Genomic DNA, 21,263 nt, shown 5'->3' on the forward strand with positions numbered 1-21,263 from the left:
ACTATCTGTTCAACATCTCGTAATCTTCAATTCAACTCAATTAAAATAATCAAGCAATCCTTGATAAATACCGTGTGTAGCCTGTTCACGGAAATGATTGGTCGTGATTTGGCGTTCTTCATTGTAATTCGATAAGTATCCTAGTTCTACCAGCACGCCAATTCGGTTATTTTCGCGCAACACATGAAAATCTCCGAATTGCGTACCGCGGTCTCGTAACGTGATCGTAGAAGCTAACCCTTTATTGATAGCTTCTGCGAGCGGCTGTTGTTCAGATCGCGTGTAATAACTCGTGAATCCTGAAATCGATGGGTCTACATGCGCGTCATAATGAATACTGACGAACGCATCCGCATCATGGTACTGTGCAATGGAAGCACGCGCTCCAAGCAATACATATGTATCCGAATTCCGTGTTAATACTACTTCAGCCCCTGCTTTTTGAAGCTTCGTTGCAAGCAGCTCTGCTGTTATAAGCGTCAAATCTTTCTCGATCGAACCATGGGCGCCTGTTGTCCCTCGGTCATGTCCACCATGTCCCGGGTCCACCACAATCGTCAACCCTTTCAGCGTCCCTTTGACCCGAGCTTGTTTTGTCTGCTTTTGCCCAGTTGGGGAAGAAGAATCCGTTGTGGTCACTACCCATTCCGCTACAAATGCTTGCTGGCCGTTTGGCAATGTAATTTTATACCAATCGTCCTGCTTGTCGATAATTGGATAGTTCTCACCTGCGTTCACTCGGAAAACGACCGGCGATGAAGTAGAAGGCTCTTCACGTAAATTCGTTCCATCTGTCAGGATGGTAACGATTCCTTGGTCGGTCTCATCAGTCGATGCTACTTTTGTTTGATTCGACGAAAGATGCCCGTGGAATGAATAGACCCAACCTGTCTTTTTCTTATCCAATTGGACTTGCACCCAATTGCCATCAGTTGCCACTACAGGGAACGTATCGCCTTTGTTAATCTGCGTTAGTTTTTTTGACTGCAGTGTCGCTTTTTTACGAACATTGAGCTTTTCAACCGCCACTGTAAATTCATCGGGATCAGTTACTTCTTTAGATACGGTAGGCTGTTCGATTTCTTCCTCTTCACCCGACGCTGCGAATGAAGATTCCTTCGCTTCCGACACATACTCAGCAGAAACCCAGCCTTCTCTTCCGTCCAGTATGATTGAAATCCAATCACCTTCTTGACCGTTAGCTGTCGCAATCGCACCTGCACGCATTTTTCCGATGACCGCAGATTGAACGGAAGGACTGGAACGGATATTAAGTGAATCGACTTTCGATACGACTTCCTTTGACTGTTCGCTCGTTTCAGCAGAGCGCGTCAGCCACTTTGCAACCCATCCTTGTTCCTCTCCAAACTGGATTTTCAGCCAATCTCCATCGGTCTCTAAAATAGTTAAGCGATCTCGATCTTTTAATTGACCGACAACAGGATAGGTGAGCCCAGGCCCGCTGCGTACATTAAGGGTCGGCGAATCTACTTCAACGGTTTCCGCTAAGCCGCTTGGGAGACTACTGAAAAATAATAAGAGTGCTAGAGACATTATTAAACCAAAGCGATATTTTCTCATGTCTTCACCTCCTTACTTCGTATTGTACCGAACAAGCCGCAGTAAACGCCACAATTAGATAAAAAAGTTGACAGTTTGAGTAGAAGTGATTAACATAGGAAATAATCGAATCGAACTACATACCGATGAGATGGAAAGTAACTTTACGAACGGCTGGAAAGAGAACAGGGAACTTGGCTGAAATTCCTTGACAGAACAGTAAGGCGAACAACACCATGGAGGTTTTGTGCTGAAATTAGTAGGCATGAACGGAACCGGCCGTTATCCGGATTCGAGTGGGCACAGTATGTGTCAATTTGGGTGGAACCGCGGAAGCTACAAGCTCTCGTCCCTATGTTTTTAGGGATGGGAGCTTTTTTATGTTTTCTGAAAAGGACGCCCGCAACTATTAGGTCATTGAAAGGGGTTATGAACATGAATTTCAAAGTTCCTCGGGGTACACAGGACATCTTGCCTGATGTTTCTTGGAAATGGCAACGTGTCGAAAACATCATCCAATCTGTTTGTGATGTTTACAATTACAAAGAAATTCGCACACCTATTTTTGAACAAACCGAATTATTCCAACGCACAGTCGGTGATACGACCGATATCGTACAAAAAGAAATGTACACATTCACAGACAAAGGAAATCGCTCGATGACATTGCGTCCTGAAGGCACAGCGGCAGTCGTTCGTTCATTCGTTGAGAATAAAATGTTCGGCTATGCAGATCAACCTGTAAAATTATTTTATACAGGACCGATGTTTCGTTACGAACGTCAACAAGCGGGACGCTATCGTCAGTTTGTACAATTTGGCGTAGAAGCAATCGGGAGTGATGATCCGGCTATTGATGCTGAAGTGATTGAGTTGGCGATGACAGTCTATAAGCGTGCAGGTTTATCTGATATCAAACTCGTCTTGAACTCACTCGGTGATAAGGAATCCAGAAACTCACACCGGGAAGCACTCATCGCACACTTCACTCCGCACATCGGAGAATTCTGCCAAGACTGCCAAAACCGTCTGGAGAAAAACCCGCTGCGCATACTAGACTGTAAAGTGGACAGAGAGCATCCGTTGATGGAAACTGCTCCATCTTTAGCAGACTATTTGAATGAAAGCTCATCGGCTTATTTCGAAAAAGTGAAACAGTATTTGGATATAGCAGGAATCGAGTACGAATATGATCCAAACTTAGTCCGCGGACTCGATTATTACAATCACACTGCATTTGAGATCATGAGCACATCAAAAGGCTTCGGCGCCATCACTACGCTTTGCGGCGGCGGTCGCTACAACGGCTTAGCAGAAGAAATCGGCGGACCACCAGCACCTGGTATCGGCTTTGCCATGAGTATTGAACGCCTCCTGCTCGCACTAGAAGCAGAAGAAAAATCCTGGACAGATGAACCGTCACTAGACGTCTATCTCGTCACATTAGGCGACGCAGCCCGAACAAAAGGCTTCGAACTCATCGGAAAACTTAGAGAAAACGGCCTTCGCAGTGAAATGGATTACATGGACCGCAAAATGAAAGCCCAAATGAAATCCGCTGACCGCCTGCAAGCAAACTACGTCATCGTCATCGGCGAAGACGAAGTAAACGAAAACACCGTCCAACTAAAAAACATGGCAGACGGACAGCAGAAAAAAGTATCAATGGATGATTTATTGGAAGAACTGAAGAAGTAATATAATTAGGATCGGTGTTTTTATTTATCTTCCAAGACTTTAGTTGATTGTAGTGGAAGGCGGCGACTCCTGCGGGATTAGCGGGACAGGTGAGACCCCACAGGGAGCGTAGCGACCGAGGAGGCTCACCGCCCGCCCCGCGGAAAGCGTCCGCCTGCAACGGAAATCAACGGTGGGTGGATATGATGTACCAGTTTTAAACGCTAATGCAAATGCAATTAAAACCAACAACAAAGAATTGAAAGGTAGTGTAGTCGTCATGCAACGCACACATTATTGTGGAAACCTAACAGAACAACAAATCGGACAAGAAGTCACCCTCCAAGGCTGGGTACAAAAACGCCGCGACTTGGGAGGACTCATCTTCATCGACGTCCGTGACCGTGCAGGAATCGTCCAAACTGTCTTCAACCCGGATATTTCTAAAGAAGCACTGGAGATTGCCGAAACACTGCGTAACGAATACGTCGTCGAAATCAAAGGACACGTCATCGAACGCGCGGAAAAAACAAAAAATCCGAACCTGAAAACAGGCGCGATCGAAGTCCAAGTAAGCGACGTCAAAGTCGTCAATGAAGCAAAAAATCCGCCATTCACAATTGAAGACAACACCGACGTAGGGGAAGAAACGCGTTTGAAATACCGTTACTTAGACCTTCGCCGTCCTGAACTTGCACGTATTTTCAAAATGCGCTCAGACATCACGAAAACGGTCCGCAATTTCTTGGACGATGAAGGCTTCTTGGAAGTTGAGACGCCAATCCTTACGAAATCAACACCTGAAGGCGCGCGAGACTATTTGGTTCCAAGCCGTGTGCATGAAGGGGAATTCTACGCACTACCGCAGTCACCGCAACTATTCAAGCAATTATTGATGGTATCTGGCTTCGACCGGTACTACCAAATTGCACGCTGCTTCCGTGACGAAGATTTACGTGCAGACCGCCAACCTGAATTTACTCAAATCGATATGGAAATGAGCTTTATGTCGATTGAAGATATTTTAGAGATGAATGAACGTTTAATGAAGAAAGTCATGAAAGATGTAAAAGGGGTCGACGTCGAAACACCATTCAAGCGACTTCCTTATGATGAGGCGATGAGCCGCTACGGTTCAGACAAACCGGATACTCGTTTTGGAATGGAATTGACGGATGTATCGGAAATCGTCAAAGACTCTTCATTCAAAGTATTTGCCGGAGCAGTCGAATCGGGTGGACAGGTGAAATTAATCAACGTCAAAGGGGCAGCAGAGAAATATTCTCGTAAAGATATTGATGCGCTTGGCGAGTATGCAAAAGTGTACGGAGCGAAAGGGTTAGCTTGGTTGAAAGTAACGGAAGACGGCTTTAATGGACCGATTGCAAAGTTCTTTGATGGGGAAATTGGAGAAGCACTTAAGGCAGCTGGAGAAGGAGAAGTGGGTGACTTATTCCTTTTCGGTGCAGATAAGAAATCTGTTGTCGCGGATTCATTGGGCGCATTGCGTTTGAAATTAGGAAAAGACTTGGACATGATCGATCAGTCTCTGTATAATTTCCTATGGGTTACAGACTGGCCACTATTCGAGTACGATGAAGAAGACGGCCGCTACTACGCAGCGCACCATCCATTCACTATGCCTGCTGATGTTGAGCAGTTAAAAACTCATCCTGAGTCGGTAAAAGCGCAAGCATATGACTTAGTGTTAAACGGCTACGAACTCGGCGGAGGATCATTGCGTATTTACCAACGTGAAGTACAGGAAGAAATGTTCAAGGCACTTGGCTTCACTGAGGAATCTGCTCGCGAACAATTCGGTTTCTTAATGGATGCATTTGAATATGGGACACCTCCACACGGCGGAATTGCATTCGGTCTAGACCGGATTGTCATGTTGCTTGCGGGCTCCACAAACTTACGTGACACTATCGCATTCCCGAAAACAGCAAGCGCAAGTGATTTGTTGACGGAAGCGCCAAGTTCCGTAGATGATGCACAATTAAAAGAACTAGGGATTAAAGTGGTAGCTGAACCAGCAAAAAAGTGAGGAATCTACTATTTTTGAAAGACTGTATTCAAATTGATTGAATTATGAAATAGTATATGATAGGATAAAGATAGTAAAAATCCTGAAGTGTTCGTCATTTGCCAATCAGTTTTGACCCAACATATTATCGTCGGGAGTCTGCTGTTCCAACTTGGATGGCATGCCTTTAATCGGGACGTCAAAAGAGCTGGATAAGACACCCACCTGCTACATGCGGGTTCAAAGCGATATCCAAAGACGGCACAGTCGGGATTTTACTTTCTTGCAAACTTCCAACCTCTTGCATCTGCAGGAGGTTTTTTGCGCTTCAATTAAGTTAGTTGCACTGTGGGCTATGACTGCATTAACATAGGGAATAAGACAAATTACTTTAAAGGATGGGTATCTATGTTACATCAATTTTCAAGAAATGAGTTAGCAATCGGCAAGGAAGGCGTCGAGCGGATGAAAGGGAAGACCGTTGCGATCCTCGGTGTAGGAGGCGTAGGTTCCTTTGCGGCGGAAGCATGTGCCCGGACAGGGGTTGGACGCATTATTTTGGTGGACAAGGATACAGTTGACATTACAAATATTAACCGTCAATTGGTCGCTTACCTTTCAACTGTCGGAAAATCGAAGGCTGGCGTCATGAAAGAACGGATTGAGGATATTAATAAAGAGTGTGAAGTCATCTCGCTACATATGTTTTATACAGAAGAAACAGCAGAGGAATTTTTCTCTTATAAACCGGATTACGTCATCGATGCGTCGGATACGATCAGTTACAAAATTCATCTGATCCAAGAATGCCTAAAACGAGGAGTGAAAGTAATCTCCAGCATGGGGGCTGCAAATAAAACGGATCCGACTCGCTTCCGAATCGCAGATATTTCAAAAACTCATACCGACCCGCTTGCAAAGGTCATTCGCCTTCGTTTGAGAAAGCTAGGCATTGCAAAAGGAGTGCCCGTCGTGTTCTCTGATGAAAGTCCGATCGTTATTCGGGAAGATGTCGTAGAGACCGTCGGAAATCCTGATGCTTCCATTCGAAAAGCACAGATGCCCCCAGCTTCCAATGCCTTTTGCCCTTCTGTCGCTGGTTTGATTTTAGCCAGCTGGGTATTAAACGATATAGTGGCAGATATTCCTGTTGAACGTGTAAACGATTCGAAATAAAGGAGAGATGTACGATGGATGTAGTTGAAATGATCATCAATGGAAAGCTAATCGGCTCAGATTTACCGCAGATGAATGTGACCAATCCTGCGACGGGCGAAAAGATTGCAATGGTACCGCGTGGCGGAGCAAAGGAAGCGGTGCAGGCAGTGGACGCAGCTTCTGCTGCGCTAAAAGAGTGGTCTGCACTGTCTGCATATGAACGCAGTGCGTTTTTGATGAAATGGCACGCATTGATCTCGGAAAATGAAGAGAGCTTAGCCACGACGATGACGACGGAACAAGGAAAGCCCTTGTCAGAAGCATTGGGTGAAATGCGCTATGCGAATGGTTTTATTAGCTGGTATGCGGAAGAAGGGAAGAGAATTTACGGTGAAATGATCCCTGCAACCCACTCAACAAAGCGGCTCTTTGTTCATAAGCAGCCCGTTGGCGTGATTGCAGCCATCACACCTTGGAACTTTCCGGCTGCGATGATTACACGGAAAGTTGGACCCGCTCTTGCCGCTGGCTGTACGGTCGTGTTGAAGCCGGCTTCTCAAACTCCTTTGACAGCTCTTCGTTTAGTCGAGTTGGCACACCAAGCAGGCATTCCTGACGGTGTTGTCAATATCGTAACCGGGAGTGCCAGTGAGATTGCGGGTGCCTGGCAACAGGATGGGCGTGTGCGCAAGCTGACGTTCACCGGTTCTACTGAAGTGGGAAAAACGCTGATGAAAGGGGCTGCCGATACAGTGAAGAAAATTTCATTGGAACTCGGTGGACATGCTCCGGCAATCGTGATGGCTAATAGCGACCTCGATAAAGCGGTGGAAGGGATTATCGCCGCAAAATTCCGTAATGCAGGCCAGACTTGTGTCTGTGCCAACCGAATTTACGTTCATTCATCAGTAGCTGAGGAATTTACTCGGCGCATCGGTGAGAAAACGAAAGCTCTGAAGGTTGGAAATGGAGTAGAAGAAGGCGTGGACATCGGCCCTTTAATCGATGAGGCTGCGATTGAAAAGGTGTTGGAACACGTTACGGATGCAAAAACCAAAGGAGCGACTATCGTGGCTGGAGGAGAGCAGATCGATGGATTATTCTATTCACCTACTGTGCTTTATAATGTAAAGGATGAAATGCTCTGCATGAAAGAAGAAACATTCGGCCCGGTTCTACCGATCACATTATTTGAAACGGAAGAAGAAGTGATTCAGCGTGCCAACGACTCCATCTATGGATTGGCTGCCTACGTCTTCACTGAAAACATTTCAGAGGGAATCCGAATTTGTGAAGCCTTGGAGTACGGTATCGTCGGTCTGAATGACGGTCTGCCATCTGCCCCGCAAGCACCGTTTGGCGGGTTTAAACAAAGTGGGCTTGGACGAGAAGGCGGGCATCATGGGATCGATGAATATTTGGAAGTGAAGTATATTTCACTGGGTCTTTAATGAAATAAAGGTGCAGGCACGGGTTTGATCGATGAGAAGAAAACAATATCCAACAATATTTTTGGGGAACTAATTCGCGTATGAATTGGTTTCCCTTTTTTATTGAAAGCTAAATTTTTGTGTGGTGTTTAATATACGAATCAACGAGACGTTGCACATCTAAATTAACGCTATGGTGTTAATTGGCATGATGGAAATGATTACAAATTGTATACATCTTAGGTAGCGGTTTGCTTATTATGAGAATAAATAGGTTTCTTGTAGGGTTTAGAAAAAGGTTGTGGTAAAATAAGTTAAAATATTAGAAAGGGTCTGTGCGGGGAATTAAGAGGGAATTTTTTTCTTAAACAAACTAACCGTTTGACAGAATAAGGATATTAAGATATCGGGTGATAATGGGGGATATAGTTTGTAAGGTGATAAGGGAAACAATGTGAAGGAACCAGTTATTATTGGAGATTACAATTCAGATTGGTTGAAAGAAAAAAGCTATTAAGTTAAAACAAAAGCAAAAACGTGTGAATATAGTAGTTCTATGTATAGTGGCGTTTTTAGCTTTATTTTATTTGAATTAGCACGTAAGAATTAACTCTAATAATTTTCGGTAATAGAACTATTAGAAAAATAAACGTGTAAGGATGATAGCATACGTGGAAAGAAATATTCTAGCGATTTCCGGTGGTGGTTTTTCTAAAGAAGAGAAAGCTTATATAGACGAGTACTTACTAAAAATTTCACGCAAAGAAAAAAAGTTAAAAATCGCATTTATTGCTACGGCAAGTGATGATACTCAGGAGTATATTAATAAATTTTATGAAACTTTTAAAACAGAACAGGCAAGCCACATTACAATTCAAGACTTTGAATCAACAAACATCCAAGAAATTATAAACTCCTTAGACATTGTGTATGTAGGTGGGGGCAACACGCAATACATGCTAAGAACTTGGCAAAGAGCTCATTTCGACGCTGTATTAAGAAATGCATATCGAAATGGTGTCATCTTAGCTGGAATAAGTGCAGGAGCAATGTGTTGGTTCGACACTTGTTTTAGTGAAAAAAACGGGGAAGAGTACGAAGAATTTAAAGGCTTAGGAATATTAAAAGGTACTCTGTGTCCACATTACAATGACGAAAAACGTCGGAAAGCTTTCGATCACTGGGCAAAAGCTCAAAAAGACAGTAATTTATATACATTAGATGACAATGTAAATTTACACTTTCGAAATGAAAAATTAATCGCGAGAATTATAGTATGAAGTAACCTGATCTTGAACACAAATGCCATTTAATACAGCTATTAATGGAGGTGGGTTTTATGGTGTCTAATTATAATTGTTCTATTGATATTCTTTTCAGTAATGGAGATATTCAATTTGATGTTACAAATGGCACACAGTTATTTAGTTTTAAATCAGGTATAGGTTTTATAGCAATCCCGGTTTTTTTCTCAACTCTTTCCTCGCTATATAAAGGAGAAATTAGTGAGGCGGAATTAGTTTGTCATGGAAACTATGATTACTATTTGTTTTCCACTGATGGTACAAACCTTTTTATTGAACATGTAAGCCATTTTCCAGATGGTGTTTTTAAATATGAATTTAACCTAAAAAAGTATATTGCAGTTATCTGCACAGGGTTTCAAAAATTTCTGAAACAACTTGAAAAAGAAGGAATATTGCCTGTGAAATCTCAAGAATTTGCTCATCCATTAGGTGATGATATATTAAATGCCTTCAATGGTTTTTCATCACATTTAAGTCATTAATTTTATATATTTATTTGGAAAGTTCAACTATACGGCCAGATTGTTTGGTCAATCATATTCAAAGACTATTCAACAAAGTTAGTGGCGATGCAAACAAGGAGGTTGGAACTGTGGTTAAAACAGTAACTTTTTCTTTCAAAAGTTCTGAGTATGACGGTACTGAGGCGACAGAAACATTTACCTTTGAAGAGCTGGAAATTGATAAGAAAATAGATGGGGAATTATTGGAGAGAGAATTGGAACAAATTTTTCAAGCTTGGGTTTGGCACAAACTGAATATTTCTTGCAGCATAATTATGGATAAATCAGATACTGCCCAGTAAGACGATAAAAATTACAAGACACTTTTACAAGTGTTAAGTTAAACTAATGGAGACGTCGATTCCCAACATCGATGTATTAGCAGGAATGTGCTTAACGATGTAGATGTGTAAAGCGCATACCAAAACTAAATTTGCAATTAACTAAGATGTGAATGTCGATACTTACCATTGAACATAGGATTCCAACGAAGGATCGGATGGAAGAATTAAATGAACTTCATTCATAAAAAAGGATGGTGCAGAAATTAAATCTGCTCCCATCCTTTTTATTGTGATCGATATTTTATTTCCTTAATTAACAAACTGATTGCCAAAAGGATACTTGCCCCCAAAATGATTGGTCCGACTTTAAAATAAAACATGCCGATCAAGTAAAAACCAATAGCCTGCGCGACTGCCACGCTTAAACCATAGACAAATGCTTGGTAACGGTTTTTACGAATAGCAAGAAATAGTTGGAGTATAATGATATTACCTAAAAGTAAGATACCTGCCGCAATCAAGTAATCGACTGAAAAAATGCTTGTTCCTTCTGCTGTGCCAAAGAGTGAAAATGAGGCTATCAAAATTGTGGGAATGTTAATGGCAACCAATGCCACTACCCAAATGATCCATTGTACTGGTTTATTCATTGTATTTATCTCCTTTTATTTGAATGAATCGACGACTGCACCTATACTCGATGCACGGACGCCGGATTCGTTCTGTAATTGTTTAAGTGCTACTTTTTTTCCGACCACAACCGACCCGATGACTTTAATATTTGTTTCATCAACCTCACCTTGCTCGGTCAGTGTTTCGTAGAACGTTGCCATATCTCTTTTATAGGGCCCCATGTGATTTTTCCCATACACCACAGAATCCATGAATTCCTTAACAGGATCCTTTAATCTGATGCCTGTTTTGTCTACCAATGAAAACCCGAAGACTTCGTTTTCCGTAAATATATTTGCGGGAGGCTCTGAAGTTTGTAACGAGTTGACTTCTTCGACGGAATAAACATCAACCCACGCCCATTGTAAGGCTATATCTTTTGGTAACATTGCTTTCACTTCATCCAATGAATAAGCTTTATCAAATGAAAGTCCCATTTCAATTAATTGATGATCCTGAAACATATCGATATTCTTTAATTCGTTCGGGACGTGGTTTAATTTCACTTCTGGGTGAATAAAATTCATCACTTTTCCGCCAAGGTAACTATACGTTTCGTATTCGTTCGGCGTGAGATGCACTTCGATTTTATCGGAGTTATTCGAGATTTCTCCAAGGTATACAGGTCGCCCGTCCAATAATTTATACTGAGGAGCTGTCGCTTTGCTTCCAATAATCTGAATTGACTCTTCCCAAGGACCAATAAACGAATTGGCACCGTGCACTTCATAGTACGTTTCTTGGGCTATCAATTCCTTGTTCAACAACCAAGGTGTCACTTGCAGTTTCACTAATATGATGAGTGTTAGTACCAACAGAGAGACTAATCCACTAATAAAGACCATACGGATTGTACTTTTTTGTTTTGCTTTCGTAATGAGGTTTTTTTCGTTTTTCTCAAAACTGAAAAGATCGTCCAATTCATGATTGTCTTTCAACAAACTCACTCCATTTCTGTTTAAAAGTATTCCGTGAGCGATATAGCGTCGTTCGGATTGTGTCAACTTTCATATTTAGTAGGACACTTATTTCTTCGTACGATAAATCGAGCTCATATTTCAAGAGTAGCAAGTTCGATTGTGTAGGCGATAATTGATTCAAAACTGTTTCAATTTCATTTTTATGTTCTTTCTTCAGCACAATTTGTTCCCCGTCCTCACCCATCTGGTACATATTCTCAAAGAAACTTTCATCTATTTGCGCATGCGGGTATCGTTTTTGTTTCCTGCATAAATCGTAATAATTGTTTATAGATACCCTAAAGAGCCACGCAGAAGGATTGTCCACATTCAGATGAATCATATGCTCAAATGCTTTAGAAAACGTGGTTTGTACGATATCTTCAGCATCCTCTTTCGGACATCCAATTTTTATTAGGTAACGGAATATGACACGAGACTTCTCCCGGTACAGGTCCTCAATCGTTTGGATTTGCAAGTGGCCACCTACTTTATGTTGTTAACATACATCAGACGCAGAGGTTTGAAAAAAGTATACATGTTTTTATTTATTTTCGTTAAAGAAATATTTCACTGCCAGTTGTCCTGCCAAATTTAATTAATCTACACTAAGTCATTGCTGAAACACTGATTTACGAAAAGTAGAGCAAAGCGGGGTGGATCGAGTTCTTTCAACCGTATCTTAAAAGCATCGAGGCATTCAGAGTTTTAGGGCTTTTTTGTTTGTAATTTGTAAAGAAATCTACTTAAAATAACGGCGGTGGTTGGTGAAATAAGTATAGTAAACATACGTCAAAAAAAACGCTCATTTTTCTTAGCGTTTTTGCTGTTTTTATTAATAGTTTATGGATAATTTGAAAGAAAATAGTGATATTGTGTTAAAATGGATTATAAATAAATATTTTATTCAACAAACAGAGCCGTTTCGTTGTAATGCTCTTTAAATTAAACCTTAATAAATCCGTGAATTGTAAAGCGTTATAGGTTGTATGATGTGCAGGTTTGTCTTTTGAAGAAGGACTATAATACAGACGAACATTTAACGGGTGCAAGAATAGCATTTAATTTAGCGCTGTTTTTGCTGATATCTTTAACCAGTTTAGTCGGTAACTTCAGCAAAACTTTTTTCTTGAATATAAATGGTTTATTCCAACGTTATTGTGAATAGATATTATATTTTTGTTTCTTTACTACTTGAACGTCAAAAATAAAGGCTATCGTAGCGAAGGTATTTATTATTTCATTCTACTATTGCTTTTAGAAATTGCATCGGTAGGAATAATCATTTCTTACATTTTAAGCGGTTTTCTGAAGTATGCTTATCTCAACGAGAGGAATTAAATGGCTATAAAAAGTATACGGATTTTTGGGGGCTGGGTACAGTCGCAGTGCTATTCATACTTTTCATGTCTTGGTTTTATCCATTTTTTCACTTCAGTATATATAAAATTTTTACATACAAACCGACTGAGGTTTTATACCATAACGATAAAACATATGAAGATATTCTCAATAAATTCACTGAATCATACGAGAAGAACTTGGCTAAAGGAATTGAAAAATATAGTAACCGTGATCAGGACGTAACCGTAATGCAGACCCAATATATTCTGCCGATTTTTGAACAGGACTGGCTAATCGGTACAGATCCAGTATCGATGGATCAACATAAATTAGATGAGATGCTTGTCGATGTAAAACAGAGCAGAGACACATTATTGAGCTTGATTACTAAGAAAGATTATTCAAGTGAAGTTAAAGTGTACTTGGTTGATACAATAAATAATTTTTTAAGGCTGGAAGAAGAAATCAGGTATATAAAAGATGGGAATAATTTTTCGAGAAGTGAACTGAATATTTTATTTGGTAATTTACGTAATACTTTCAGAAGCAACTTTAATATTTTTGCAACGACCTTTTATGAAAGTTCCCACTTGCAGCGGCAGTGAATTACCTTATTGTTCAATCGGACCAATATTGTTTAATAGCTTATGTGGAAATTTCATGCGTCAATTTGAGGAGGAGAAATCATGAAATATAGAGTAGGAAACGTTCAACTTGTTTGCCCTTGCTGTCAAAATGATACTTTCGATAAAGACTATAGACAACTCAACACAAGGGGAGCAACGCTGTTTGGCCTTGACTGGGCAAACCGCGATGCGACTATATTGATTTGCAGACAATGTTCCTATATTTCTTGGTTTATGAAGGAACCAGAAGCGGTTAGGTAAAAATTTAAACGATGAGAATTGGAGACGACAGTGGTGTTTCCGTGATTACACTGTTTTCATAAACAGACCAATCTGTTTAATAACAATTTTAAAGTGAAGTGGATATTATGAAGGTTTGCCGGTTTAACCTTATATATCCACAATCTTAATTACATTTGTTTGTATATTGGTTAAAGGTAGGTTTGGAATGGGGGATTAAATGGTTGATTTCTTCTTAATACTTAGGGGTTTCTTTATCGTTATTGCAAATATTATTGGATTTATATACTACAAAAAAAGAAAAACCTATATTTTGCTGCATTTACAATATTACTACTAGCAGTTTTATTTAGTGCAATTGGTGGTGCATTAGCAATAGTTATTATTCGTGATCCTTTTGCAATATTTTATGGCATGCAAGTGGGACAGTATTTATTGGCAAATAGTGTCATCGTTTTTATTATTGCAATTTTGGTAACTGTGATAAGAAAATATAACAACAGTAAAATTTAAATCATGATTATATTTAACTAACTCGGCGCGATTGCTTAACAGGAGAGTGAGCCAAACGTGCAAGGAGAGTTACTTATTAAAAATAATAGAATGGTATTTTCTTTTAATGCAAAGAATGGGGGATTTTTGGTTTTTACGCTGACCTACTTGTTTCAGCTATATACTATTTTTATTATTTATTTACAGTAAGTACTTTATTTTCTCCTAGTTTGATTTTTTGGAACGGTCTATTTGTTTTCTTTGCAGTTGAATTCATTTCGAGCATTATACACAAGGAATCGGAAAGGAAATTATAATTGAATTGTACTGTTTTGCACTCAGGCGCTTTTCTTCAATAAAGATCAGTGCCAATCGTCGTTTCGATTATACTATTATTCCCTTCTATTAATAGACAAAAAATCAACTTGAAAGAATTGAAAAAAGTTGATGATCTGAATCAACAATTAGAAATGGATAATCAAGAAGTGGGGAGTTATTAAATTAACGGGCGCAGTTGCTTTACAAGGATTGTGCCGCAAACTGGCCATTTTGTTAAGTACTAACTCGTTGGAAGGGAGCAGATTACATGGGCTTATGGTATATAATTAAAGATCGTTACATGCTTTTTTCAATTCTTCTAATAATTCTTCTTGTATGTTTATTTTTACTTTTAGCTACTTGGAAAAGACGCTCTGACATACCTAAAATCTTAACCTTAATAATAACTACAATTTGTACAGTTATAATCTTTTTATCAATATTTGCATTGGTATTTGCAGTTTCCTTTGGATATAACTCTTAAAAAGATTTTCAGAAGCGGATGCGCTTCCGCACTAAGGATTTGCGCCCATTCATCACTCAGGCCAGATTGCTGAAAGAGGTGATAGACAGGATGAACGATATGATTTTTATGGGAGCAGGAAATTGGATTGGTATGCTCTCAACAATTTTAATCATTATTTGTTTTTATTTTACTCTTACATTTTTCCAAAGTTTAAGATCGAATAATGAACGTCTTGCTAAACAGTCAAAGTTAGCAGCAGTTACTTGTTTGGCACTCGGATTGTTGTTGCCCGTTTTATATGGTTTTTATATTTATAATCAGATGATGCGATGAAGAATTAATATTTTGGGTTTTGGCAATCAGGGATGGCAACAGTTATGTAGGAGAAGGTGATTGACATTAAAAACTGGTTTTGGATACTTTTTAATTTAAGCTTTGCGTTCATCCTTCTTGGTTGTGCAAAGGGGGGACATATATTTGATCATAGAGTATAGTGATCGGTTTAATATGTATATTATTTAAGATGACTTTCTATTACCGGTTTGTTTGTCGTGCTAAAAGTGAATGTATAATCTAGGCTAGTTCAGTAGCTTCTCCTATTTACAAAACAATAGTACCGATAAGAATCGACAATGTTTGGTATTTTAAAAATCATTGTGTTGAAATGGAATTACAAATTGTGGCCATATCATTATACAACTGCCCGTGTGAAACACATTCATGATTATTTAATTTAATAGGACGGTTAAACAAACGAAATAGTTTCGTATACAGGTATCCTTCACCGGCATATTTTAGTCAAAACAGGGAAATATACATATGACAGTTTCAGGAACCACAGAAAGGAGATGAATAAGATGGGCGTGCATCACTATTTTAAAAGCTTGTCTGATTTAGAACAAATTATCCGTTGTCCAGGAAAGTTTAAATATCAAGAGCATTCTGTGGCCAGTCATTCATTTAAGGTAGCAAAAATTGCTCAATTTCTTGGGACGGTCGAAGAAAGATCTGGACAGGAAGTAGATTGGAGAACGTTGTATGAAAAGGCATTGAACCATGACTATGCGGAACTTTTCACAGGAGATATCAAGACACCCGTAAAATATGCTTCAAAAGAGTTGAAGCAGCTGTTCAGTGAAGTAGAAGAAGAAATGACAAGAAATTTTGTGGAAAAAGAAATTCCGGTTGAGTATCAGGCCATTTATTTGGAACGGTTCAAGGAAGGGAAAGATGAAACACTGGAAGGACGTATTTTGGCAATTGCTGATAAAATTGATTTGCTTTATGAATCATTTGGTGAGATTCAAAAGGGAAATCCGGAGCCGTTGTTTTTGGAAATCTACGAAGAAGCATTGCGGACCATTCTGCTGTTTCAAGATATGAGCTGTGTGGAATACTTCATGGAAAATATACTTACAGATATGCTTAGTGAACAATTTACTGAGCATGACGAGCTGACGGACATTACGATGTGGATAATTGGCGAATGCAAGAAGTAAAAGACATCCAGCACTGTCTTGTTGAATTTAGGTGACTAACTTGATTCTATAATCGTTCCAAGATATATTATTTAACGACAGATCGAAAGTACAAGACCATCTGTATTTTAGTGAATGACGAAGAAATCTCTATTGATAATATAATGGGTATATAATCTATATCAGTGATCTTTGTTATTCAATTATCGAACGCGATTGCTGGATAAAAACTCCAAGCGGTCTCCTAGGTGATTAAAAAGGAAGGCGGCGACTCCTGCAGACAAGTGAACAGCTAGCCTAAATTCGATTAACAGACATGATTGTTGAGCAGGGAACGCCACTTTTATGAATAAGATAGTGCATCAAAAAACGTTCAGATTTCTGATCGGTTTTTGATGCTGTTTATATTTTTACTCTCCCGATTCTGCTTCTTTTTACTTCGTTTCAATCTCCCGTAAAATGCCATGACCATCTCGCACTTTAAAATGTGCAGTAGTGATTCCGTCCTGAAGCCCTTGCGCTGCTACACGATGTCCTTTTTTCGGGACATAAAAAGGATCCAAGCCGAAGTTCACGATATAGTGTTCGCTTTCCCGGTATTCCCGTTCAGTTGTTTGAGGCAACCAGCCCTCTAAATAGACACCGTCTGTGGGTTCCTTCTCGCTTAAAGTGACCAGCTGATCTATTCCATTTTGCTTTTCCAATACGCCGAAGACTTTTGTCATCCCCAATTCGGACGGTTGTTTCAATGTTTCCACTAAACTGTCCGTCATCTGTTCTTTGAGGACCTTTTCAATTTCATAACGTAGGACGATGTAGTTTTCATTTGCGTCCTCTTTCGTGATCGGTTCGGTTTGCAAATAGACATCATCCCCCGTTTGAAGTGTTTTAAAATGAGGAACTGCGAGACTTGCCAGTAGAAGCAGAGGAATGACAAAGAGAAGTGCAACACTTATTTTTCTATGCCGATTGCTCAAAGCCGGGTCGCCGCCTTTCGGTAGATTTCATAAAAATACTTCTTATGTATGTAGAGCATGTGCATAAATGGATGGTTTTAGTAGTAATTTACCCATTAATTTTATCCAGGAAACATTTTGAAATTGAAATTTCAAGCACAAAAAAAGCCTAATGTGGTAAACATCAGGCTTTTTCGGTGTATATAAATTAGATCAGCAGTCCGAATAAAGAGCTGTCTTTGTTCACTTCTTTATAAGGGAATCCATTCTGTTCCATTCGTGCAATTAGACCTTTGTAGTCTTCTTTGCGTTTAATCTCTATACCAACCAGTCCAGGACCGCTTTCTTTGTTGTTTTTCTTCGTGTATTCAAACATCGTGATATCATCATCAGGACCGAGCACGGTGTCGAGGAATTGACGTAGAGCTCCTGCACGCTGTGGAAAGTCGACGAGGAAATAATAGAGCAAGCCTTCATAAATCATCGACTTTTCTTTGATTTCCTGCATCCGTCCGATGTCATTATTCCCGCCGCTGATGACACAGACGACGCATTTTCCTTTGATTTCATTTTTATAGAAATCTAGTGCGGCAATTGGCAAAGCGCCTGCTGGTTCCGCGATGATGGCGTGTTCATTGTATAAATCCAAAATGGCCGTGCATACTTTACCTTCAGGCACGCTGACAATATTGTCTACGTAACTCATGCAAATATCAAAGTTGAGGTCACCGACACATTTAACAGCAGCTCCATCGACAAACTTATCGATCGTTTGCAACGGCACCACTTTCTGTGCGTCAATGGAAGTTTTCATACTTAAAGCACCAGCAGGTTCTGCTCCAATCATTCGTGTATGTGGAGATAAGTTTTTGATGTATGTGCTGATGCCCGACATGAGACCGCCGCCTCCGATGCTTGCAAAGACATAATCAATGGGTTCTTCAATATCGTTCATAATTTCTACCGCGACGGTTCCTTGTCCGGCCACGATGTCCCGATCATTGAATGGATGAATGAAGATTCGTTTCTCTTTCTCTACCAATTCAATTGCCTGTTCGAAGCAATCATCAAATGTGTCTCCGACCAATATGATTTCGATACGGTCGCGTCCAAACATTTTCACCATATTCACTTTTTGTTTAGGTGTTGTCTGAGGCATGAAGATTTTGCCGTCAATATCGAGGTGAGCACACGCATACGCAACGCCTTGCGCATGATTTCCAGCGCTGGCACAAACGATGCCTGACTTCCGTGCTTCCGTTTCTATACGTTTCATCTTGTAGTACGCACCGCGCAGTTTAAAGGAACGGACATGTTGCAAGTCTTCACGTTTAATATACACATGACAGTCATATTTTTCCGATAGACGCTCATTCTTTTGCAGCGGCGTATGGGCTACTACATCTTTCAGCAGCTGGTTGGCAATTAAGATATCTTCCACTTGAATACTTTTCGACTCCATAGTTTTCACCTTCATAATTAATCATCTAACCTCCGTAACAATTCAACGTTTACTCATAATAACATGAAAAAATCCGAATGAACATAAGAAAGTTCCAAATTGTTCGTTTATTTTAACAACACCTCAATATGTAAGCGTTTACTTGGTTTGAAGGGGTTTCAATAGAGATAAATGGGAAAAGAATTTAATATTTTTAGTACTATTCTTCGTTGGCGATTGCTAGATCTAATACAGTTAGTGTTTAATTTAAAAAGCGAGGGGAAAACTACTCAGAGAAGAGGCAGCCAGCTAAAATAAGAAAGGGAGCGTTACTGTATGCAAAAATGGGATAGCAGGCCCGAGAAGCCGGATAACGCGCAGTGGACATTTTTTGTGGTCACTCTCGTTATTATCGCAGCCGTAATTGTGTACGGCTTAATGATATAGGAGTCAAAAATTCGGAGCGCCGAGTAATCAGCGCTCCGAATTTTTGTTCAATTCTAAATCTTTATGCATTCATCCAGCTCTTTTGCATTCTATCGCAGAATACTAGCTTTTATCCAAAAGTAGTGACAAATCTATTCAATCTGTTATATATTAGTATCAATCATAAGTTGCTGTATCAGTACAGTATATCACAGAAAATGAATGGAGGAATTAAGGATGAAAATGAATAATGAGCAAAGACAAAAGGTTGAAAAGGTTTGCCCGGAGTGTGGAGATAAGTTCACGGAAAAACACGAATCGGTATTGGTGGAGTGCGAACGCTGCATCGGCCGTCATGAAGAATAAAAGCAACTGCATCCTATGCTTCCATTGCGGAGCATAGGATTTTTAATGTTTTAGAAAAACCCTGAGTGGTATAGAATGATAAGATGTATACAGTCTGTGGAAAGGAGGAAGGATGTATGGCGTATCTTGGCGTGCTATTTATAGCCATTGCGTTTTTGATCGTAGCCATCTACCTCTCCATGTTGCTTGTGAAGTCGTCCCATTTGTTACTGACGGTCACCAAAACAGCGAAGCGAGTGGAAGAGAACTTGGATCAGAGCTTGGAATATGTGAATGGTTTACTAAACGAAACGGAAGAGTTGGCAACAGATGTTCAAGTGAAATTGGATGCGACGACGCCGCTTTTCTCGTCAATTGAAAACGTCGGACGTTCTAGTCAGTACTTGAGTGAAGAATTGACGAAACGAACGAAGCAATTTGAAGAAGATGGATCACTTTCAGGAACGAAACCATTCGTTCAAGCGATTCAATATGGAGAATTTGGCTCCGAACTCTTACGTTCATGGAAACGAGGAAAACAAAGTACGGAAAATAGTCGATAGAAATGAGGTATGAAGATGGATCTCGTAGGAATTGGCGTCGTATTGATTGGTATCGCCTTTATAATTTTAGCCATTTATTTCTCTAAAGTCTTGCAGCAGGTAGGGAATATCTTGCAGGACGTAGATAAGACGGTAGGGGAGTTACCTCGCCAACTGAATGGCATTTTAGATGAAACAGGAAATTTGATTCAAAATAGTAATAACACGTTAGCGGATATGAATACGAAATTGGAAAATTTGACTCCGCTGTTTCAAGTAGTTGGAGATCTCGGTGAAACCACACAAGGTTTGACTTCTTCTCTAGTGGATGTAACTTCATCGGTACAGCAAAAAGGTGAGCATGCTAATAAATCCGAGCAAAATAAACGACTTGGTAATATTTACGGCTCAGCGATGTTAGGTTACTATTTCTTGAAAAAGCGTAAAGAATCTTCTACAGGATCAACCCATTCAAGAGTAGCGCAAGATCAACCCTTGAAAAAGTTACCATCACCTGAAAACACCGGTTACTGAAGGCTGGTGAATTCGGTCCTTGGATAGAAAATAATATATAACAGTTGGGGACACCATTCGTATATGAATTGGTGTCCCCGTTTTTATTGATGTACACAGTTTCAAGGAATTTACTGCACGAATGTAGAACTCATAACCAACTTAACTGTATTGCCTGCATCTAAATAAAGGTGCAGAATTGTTTTATGTATCTTGTAATTTATAATTGACATTTGGATACTATATATTACAATCAAAGTAGGGAATTGAGGTGAAGGTTTTTGAAAGAAATCTCAGTTAAAAATAAAGTAAAAATTACTCGGATTGAAAAGGGAAAGATGACCCAAATAGAATTAGCCAACTTGGTCGGAGTTACCCGACAGACGATGAATTTAATTGAAGCACAAAAATATAATCCTTCCATTCGAATATGTCTTCTAATCGCACGGTTTTTAGAAAAACCATTAGACGAGCTTTTTTGGATTGACGATTAAAAC

21 protein-coding genes, 1 other RNA gene and 1 other annotated feature are annotated in these 21,263 nt (G+C 39.9%); of the genes, 16 read left to right on the forward strand and 6 right to left on the reverse strand.

The genetic code is table 11. From position 1 onward, the window contains the following. Positions 1 to 36 precede the first annotated feature (36 nt). Positions 37 to 1,581 (reverse strand): N-acetylmuramoyl-L-alanine amidase family protein, encoded by a 1,545-nt coding sequence (locus H7J92_RS09255; RefSeq protein WP_221836631.1) that lies wholly within the window; start codon positions 1,579 to 1,581, stop codon positions 37 to 39. A gap of 116 nt (positions 1,582 to 1,697) precedes the next feature. Further along, positions 1,698 to 1,917: a binding site (T-box leader), on the forward strand. Between the two features lie 78 nt (positions 1,918 to 1,995). Between H7J92_RS09255 and hisS the strand changes: the two genes are divergently transcribed. The 8 genes from hisS to H7J92_RS09295 all read left to right on the forward strand — a co-directional run bounded on the left by hisS (position 1,996) and on the right by H7J92_RS09295 (position 9,966). Then, entirely contained in the window at positions 1,996 to 3,258 is a 1,263-nt protein-coding gene (gene hisS / locus H7J92_RS09260; protein ID WP_221836634.1) for a histidine--tRNA ligase, read from the forward strand. Between the two features lie 259 nt (positions 3,259 to 3,517). Continuing rightward, positions 3,518 to 5,287: an aspartate--tRNA ligase gene (gene aspS, locus H7J92_RS09265; protein ID WP_221836705.1), complete on the forward strand. Its 1,770-nt coding sequence runs from the start codon at positions 3,518 to 3,520 to the stop codon at positions 5,285 to 5,287. Positions 5,288 to 5,363: 76 nt separating this feature from the next. Beyond that, a non-coding RNA gene (gene ssrS, locus H7J92_RS09270) (6S RNA) lies at positions 5,364 to 5,544 on the forward strand. Positions 5,545 to 5,674: 130 nt separating this feature from the next. Further along, on the forward strand, positions 5,675 to 6,442 hold the full coding sequence (locus H7J92_RS09275) for a tRNA threonylcarbamoyladenosine dehydratase (RefSeq protein ID WP_221836635.1): 768 nt from the start codon (positions 5,675 to 5,677) through the stop codon (positions 6,440 to 6,442). Positions 6,443 to 6,456: 14 nt separating this feature from the next. Continuing rightward, the gene (locus H7J92_RS09280) at positions 6,457 to 7,875 is read left to right on the forward strand and encodes an NAD-dependent succinate-semialdehyde dehydrogenase (protein WP_221836637.1); all 1,419 of its coding nucleotides are present in this window, start codon (positions 6,457 to 6,459) and stop codon (positions 7,873 to 7,875) included. Positions 7,876 to 8,525: 650 nt separating this feature from the next. Next, positions 8,526 to 9,134, forward strand: coding sequence for a Type 1 glutamine amidotransferase-like domain-containing protein (locus H7J92_RS09285; protein WP_221836639.1), 609 nt, complete (start codon positions 8,526 to 8,528; stop codon positions 9,132 to 9,134). 59 nt (positions 9,135 to 9,193) lie between these two features. Continuing rightward, entirely contained in the window at positions 9,194 to 9,643 is a 450-nt protein-coding gene (locus tag H7J92_RS09290; RefSeq protein WP_246602691.1) for a hypothetical protein, read from the forward strand. A gap of 110 nt (positions 9,644 to 9,753) precedes the next feature. Next, positions 9,754 to 9,966 carry a hypothetical protein gene (locus H7J92_RS09295; RefSeq protein ID WP_040759177.1) on the forward strand — a complete coding sequence of 71 codons (213 nt, stop codon included), beginning with the start codon at positions 9,754 to 9,756 and terminating at the stop codon, positions 9,964 to 9,966. A gap of 266 nt (positions 9,967 to 10,232) precedes the next feature. On the opposite strand, the gene H7J92_RS09300 is transcribed toward H7J92_RS09295, so the two are convergent. From H7J92_RS09300 to H7J92_RS09310, 3 genes are read right to left on the reverse strand one after another with little or no spacing between them, the layout of a single operon-like run. Continuing rightward, a complete protein-coding gene (locus H7J92_RS09300; protein WP_009497423.1) occupies positions 10,233 to 10,598 on the reverse strand; it encodes a hypothetical protein in 366 nt (121 codons plus the stop codon). Between the two features lie 15 nt (positions 10,599 to 10,613). Further along, positions 10,614 to 11,558 (reverse strand): anti sigma factor C-terminal domain-containing protein, encoded by a 945-nt coding sequence (locus H7J92_RS09305; protein ID WP_221836643.1) that lies wholly within the window; start codon positions 11,556 to 11,558, stop codon positions 10,614 to 10,616. Beyond that, complete coding sequence (locus H7J92_RS09310) at positions 11,542 to 12,057, reverse strand: RNA polymerase sigma factor (RefSeq protein ID WP_221836645.1); 516 nt, start codon at positions 12,055 to 12,057, stop codon at positions 11,542 to 11,544. Before H7J92_RS09310 ends, H7J92_RS09305 begins: the two co-directional genes overlap by 17 nt. 1,063 nt (positions 12,058 to 13,120) lie before the next feature. Here H7J92_RS09310 and H7J92_RS09315 point away from each other — a divergent pair. From H7J92_RS09315 to H7J92_RS09330, 4 genes are all read left to right on the forward strand, one after another. Continuing rightward, positions 13,121 to 13,528 (forward strand): hypothetical protein, encoded by a 408-nt coding sequence (locus H7J92_RS09315; RefSeq protein ID WP_221836647.1) that lies wholly within the window; start codon positions 13,121 to 13,123, stop codon positions 13,526 to 13,528. A gap of 81 nt (positions 13,529 to 13,609) precedes the next feature. Continuing rightward, complete coding sequence (locus H7J92_RS09320) at positions 13,610 to 13,810, forward strand: hypothetical protein (protein WP_009499533.1); 201 nt, start codon at positions 13,610 to 13,612, stop codon at positions 13,808 to 13,810. A gap of 1,363 nt (positions 13,811 to 15,173) precedes the next feature. After that, positions 15,174 to 15,398, forward strand: a complete 225-nt coding sequence (locus H7J92_RS09325) for a hypothetical protein (RefSeq protein ID WP_050804617.1) — start codon at positions 15,174 to 15,176, stop codon at positions 15,396 to 15,398. 524 nt (positions 15,399 to 15,922) lie between these two features. Beyond that, positions 15,923 to 16,564 (forward strand): HD domain-containing protein, encoded by a 642-nt coding sequence (locus H7J92_RS09330; protein ID WP_221836649.1) that lies wholly within the window; start codon positions 15,923 to 15,925, stop codon positions 16,562 to 16,564. 413 nt (positions 16,565 to 16,977) lie between these two features. Here H7J92_RS09330 and H7J92_RS09335 read toward each other — a convergent pair whose 3' ends face one another. Both H7J92_RS09335 and ilvA read right to left on the reverse strand, forming a co-directional pair. Then, a complete protein-coding gene (locus H7J92_RS09335) occupies positions 16,978 to 17,520 on the reverse strand; it encodes a GDYXXLXY domain-containing protein (protein WP_221836651.1) in 543 nt (180 codons plus the stop codon). A gap of 187 nt (positions 17,521 to 17,707) precedes the next feature. Continuing rightward, entirely contained in the window at positions 17,708 to 18,976 is a 1,269-nt protein-coding gene (ilvA, locus tag H7J92_RS09340) for a threonine ammonia-lyase IlvA (RefSeq protein ID WP_009496504.1), read from the reverse strand. Between the two features lie 627 nt (positions 18,977 to 19,603). On the opposite strand from ilvA, the gene yhfH reads away from it, so the two are divergent. From yhfH to H7J92_RS09360, 4 genes are all read left to right on the forward strand, one after another. Beyond that, complete coding sequence (gene yhfH, locus H7J92_RS09345; protein ID WP_143759236.1) at positions 19,604 to 19,732, forward strand: protein YhfH; 129 nt, start codon at positions 19,604 to 19,606, stop codon at positions 19,730 to 19,732. A gap of 116 nt (positions 19,733 to 19,848) precedes the next feature. Beyond that, positions 19,849 to 20,274: a DUF948 domain-containing protein gene (locus tag H7J92_RS09350; protein WP_221836653.1), complete on the forward strand. Its 426-nt coding sequence runs from the start codon at positions 19,849 to 19,851 to the stop codon at positions 20,272 to 20,274. A 15-nt stretch (positions 20,275 to 20,289) separates the two neighbouring features. Continuing rightward, positions 20,290 to 20,787 (forward strand): DUF948 domain-containing protein, encoded by a 498-nt coding sequence (locus H7J92_RS09355; RefSeq protein WP_078816720.1) that lies wholly within the window; start codon positions 20,290 to 20,292, stop codon positions 20,785 to 20,787. A gap of 260 nt (positions 20,788 to 21,047) precedes the next feature. Continuing rightward, positions 21,048 to 21,260: a helix-turn-helix transcriptional regulator gene (locus tag H7J92_RS09360; RefSeq protein ID WP_009496508.1), complete on the forward strand. Its 213-nt coding sequence runs from the start codon at positions 21,048 to 21,050 to the stop codon at positions 21,258 to 21,260. Positions 21,261 to 21,263 lie beyond the last annotated feature (3 nt).

This window comes from Sporosarcina aquimarina (assembly GCF_019748715.1).
GTDB lineage: Bacteria > Bacillota > Bacilli > Bacillales_A > Planococcaceae > Sporosarcina > Sporosarcina newyorkensis.